This is a genomic window from Marinobacter sp. (assembly GCF_041686475.1).
In the GTDB taxonomy this organism is placed as follows: domain Bacteria; phylum Pseudomonadota; class Gammaproteobacteria; order Pseudomonadales; family Oleiphilaceae; genus Marinobacter.
In genome coordinates this window covers 1-2,945 of sequence record NZ_JAWLDU010000129.1, presented here as the reverse complement: position 1 = coordinate 2,945, position 2,945 = coordinate 1, and the positions used below count along the sequence as shown (strand labels likewise).

The following is a 2,945-nucleotide window of genomic DNA, read 5'->3' as shown; positions in this document are numbered from 1 at the left end:
ACCCCATATTCTTGTAACCGGTGTTGCCGGCGCCCTGGCACAACAGGTTATCGAACGACTGCGGGACAGCTGCAGCCTGGTGGCAGTGGATTTCCGTGAGCAGGTATATCTCGGGGACGACATCCCCAGCTACTGCATCGATTTCAACAAACGTTCTTTCGAGGATCTGTTCCGGCGCTACCGGTTCGATGGCGTTATCCACCTCGGCCGCATCATGTCCAGCCAGCTCACCCGCATGCGCCGTTACAACGCCAACGTACTGGGCACCCAGAAGCTGTTGGACCTGAGCCATAAATACAACATCAAGCGCATGGTGGTGCTGTCCACCTTCCACGTATACGGCGCCGTCGCCTACAACCCGGCACTGATCGACGAAGAAGCGCCGCTGAAAAGCGCCGGCCTCAGCGCCGACCTGATCGACTCCGTGGAACTGGAAAACCTGGCCAACATCTACCTCTGGCGCTATCCGGACCTGAACATCACCATCCTGCGACCCTGCAACATCGTCGGCCCCGGCGTACGCAACTCCATCAGCACCCTTCTGGGCATGGAACGGGCGCCGGTTCTTGCGGGCTTTTCACCGATGATGCAGTTTATCCATATCGACGATATGGCCGATGCCATCGTGCTGGCCTACAACAAGCCCCAGCGGGGTATCTTCAACGTGGCACCGGAAGACTGGGTGGCCTACCAGCACGCCCTGAAACTCTGCGGCTGCAAGCGGATTCCGATACCGTCTATCCCGCCAGTGCTGCCGAGAATGATACTGCGCACCCTGAACCTGCGAAGTTTTCCTTCGTATCTGATGGCCTTTTTCAAGTATCCTGTCGTCATTGACGGCAGAGCGTTTGCCCGGGAGTTCGAATTCAAACCCAGGCGACCGCTGAAAGAGATATTCCGGTTTTATCGCGACAACAAGAAACCGGTGTAAGCATTGGCGCATAACGCAGGACGCGAGCCATGTTGGACGACTTCAGTCTGATCAGTCATTCCGTAGCAGCCATCTCCTATGGGCTGCTGGGGCTGCTTATTGCCACGCGATACCTTCGCCGCGACATCGACCGTTCGCTTTTTCTGGCCGCGATTGTCACCCTCATCTGGTCCGGATCGCTGGTTACCCAGAGCCTGTGGGGTGAGCCCGGGTTTTTCATCCGTTATATGCTGGAACTGCTGCGGGACGCGGCCTGGATTACCGTGCTTTTCGCCCTGCTGCGGGACTCTTTTCGCACCGGCAACCTTGTCGGGCGCGTGCGCCGCATTCTGGCGACTGCCACCATACTGCTGGTGTTCCTGTTGCTGGGCTTTGTGGTTCTGGAATTTTTCTTCGGGTTCACCATTCTGGACGGCAAAACCAAGGTGGTGGGCCAGATTGCCCTTTCTCTGCTGGGCCTGTCGCTGGTTGAACAGATCTGGCGCAATTCCCTGTCGTTCGGCCGCTCCAGCATGAAGTACGTCTGCATTGGCGTGGCCAGCCTGTTCGCCTTCGACTTCTTCATGTATGCCGACGCGCTCCTCTTCGGCCAGGTGGCAGACTCTTTCTGGAACGCCCGCGGCCTGGTCAATGCAGCGCTGGTGCCCCTGTTCGCCGTTAACGTCATCAATACCCGTAAACAGCCGGTGGATTTTCAGCTGTCGCGCTCGGCGGTGTTCCACGCCGGCACTTTCCTGATGGCCGGTGGCTACCTGCTGTTCCTGGCACTGGGTGGCTACTACGTAAAAACGCTGGGTGGTGACTGGGGCGAAGCCCTGCAGGTGATGTTCCTGGCCGTTGCCCTGGTGTTTCTCGCCACCCTGCTCACCTCCCGGCGGGTACGGTCACGGCTGATGGTGTTTATCAGCCAGAATTTCTTCGACTACAAGTACGACTACCGCGAAGAATGGCTGAAGATGACCCGTGAAATGGCCGATCTCAGCGATAACCCGCCATTACCGGAACGTGTCATCCGCATCCTCACCAGCCTGGTGGAAAGCAACGCCGGTGCGCTGTGGATTCGGGAGGACCGGGGCGACTTCGTGCTCAAGACTGCCGTCAATATGGTAACCCCCAAATACACCACCATTGACGCCAACTCCGAACTGGTGCGGTTTTTCGGTGAACGGGAATGGATTATTGACCTGCACGAATACAAGAACGACCCGGTGAGCTACCACCTGCTGGAAATTCCCGACTCCATCTCTACAATACCGGACGGCTGGCTGGTGATCCCCCTGTATCTCAGCAACGACCTGTACGGCATCGCCATGATCGGCAACCCCTACGCACGGGTGGAGCTGAACTGGGAGAACTTCGACCTGATCAAGGTTGTGGCCCGGCAAACCTGTAACCTGCTGGCCCAGGCCGACGCCCAGAACCGGCTATCCCGGGCCATGCAGTTCGAGGCGGTCAGCAAGGCCTCCGCCTTTATGGTGCACGACCTCAAAACCCTGATTGCACAACTGTCGCTGCTGGTGAAAAACGCCCCACGGCACCGGGGCAACCCGGAGTTTTTCGACGACATGATCAAAACGACAGACCACGCTGTACGCAAAATGTCCAACCTGGTAGACCATATCCGCCGCCCGGCGGACGAGACCATGGTCACCGAAGTGGTCGAACTGACGGAAGTTGTGAACCATCTGGCAGAACACTACTCCCGCCGCCAGCCTGCGCCCCGCGTTGCGGGCAGCCCCGGCAAAATCCATATCAATGCCGACAGGGAGCAGCTCTACAGCATCCTCGGCCACCTCATACAGAACGCACAGGACGCCACGCCCCCGGACGGAGAGATAACACTGACACTGAAAACCGCCAAAGGCAGTGTGGCTCTGTTCATTCAGGACAGCGGCCACGGCATGACCGAAGAATTCATCCAGACCCAGCTGTTCAAACCCTTCGAAAGCACCAAAGGGCTGACAGGCATGGGCATCGGGGCCTATCAGGCGCGGGAATATGTGCGTAACGTGGG

At 58.3% G+C, this 2,945-nt stretch carries 2 protein-coding genes; both read left to right on the top strand.

Annotation, left to right across the window (positions count from 1 at the left end):
* A partial coding sequence (locus ACESMB_RS15095; protein ID WP_372972005.1) for an SDR family oxidoreductase occupies positions 1-931 on the top strand: 931 nt, incomplete at its 5' end.
* Between the two features lie 29 nt (positions 932-960).
* Positions 961-2,945 (top strand): XrtA/PEP-CTERM system histidine kinase PrsK (gene prsK / locus ACESMB_RS15090; RefSeq protein WP_372972004.1); only part of this gene is annotated, 1,985 nt, incomplete at its 3' end.